General features: G+C 45.3%; 1 pseudogene. It reads left to right on the top strand.

Annotated features, from left to right (window positions below):
• Positions 1-278: 278 nt before the first annotated feature.
• Positions 279-891, top strand: a pseudogene (locus CIK04_RS35685) (flagellin); the annotation flags it as partial.

Genomic DNA, 891 nt, shown 5'->3' with positions numbered 1-891 from the left:
GACTTCGCGAAAGAAACGACTCAGTTGACCAAGACTCAAATTCTATACGTCAAGCGCAAGTTCATTCTTGCGCAAAGCGAAACAGGCGCCAAACTCAGCGCTAAGTCTACTAGGCTAATCTCTGAGCAGCAGCGGTTAATTTCGGTAAGCAGGAGCCAGGTAGTCTTACCTGGCTCTTTGTTTAATATCCTCGACGCAAGATGTTCTCGRCATAGGTTGACGGTTTTCTCGTTATTGCCGAATGAACGGAATTGAAACAGGAGAGGGATATCGATTAAATGGTTTCACTCAATACCAAACGTGTCTGCGATGGTCGCTCAGAGGCATCTGAGCACAGACAACGGCAAGTCAGGTAGCTGAAACCAAAAAAATCTAAGTTCCGGATTTCGAATTAATAGTGCCAGCGATGATGCCGCTGGAATGCAGATAGCGAATACGCTTCATGTCCAAACTCGTGGTTTGGATGTGGCATTAACTAACGCKCATAGTGCTTATGCCGTTGCAGAAACAGCGGAAGGGGCGTTGGAAGAGGGCAGTGAAATACTGCAGAGATTGCGATCTCTTTCTCTTCAAGCCGCAAACGGGTCGAACTCCGATGATGATCGGCAAAGTTTGCAGTTGGAAGTGGTGGTATTGAAAGATGAAGTGGAAAGAATAGCCAGGACAACCACATTTGCGGGTAAAAATCTGGTTTAATGGAAGTTTATGGTTCAAAAAGTTTTCATCTTGGGGCAAATTCTAATTCCATTTCTTTGCAACTCAAAAACATGCGGACTCACGTTCCTGAGATGGGCGGGTATCATTACCTAGCATCAGAATCAGTGGATGATGATTGGCAAGTTGACAAGGAATCAAGGCAACTTAGCTTTACTTTTCGAGATAGCGAAGGGK

It is taken from the genome of Vibrio sp. 03_296, assembly GCF_002265885.1.
Note: the sequence above shows the minus strand (reverse complement) of the source record. Positions and strands in the feature narration are given on the sequence as shown.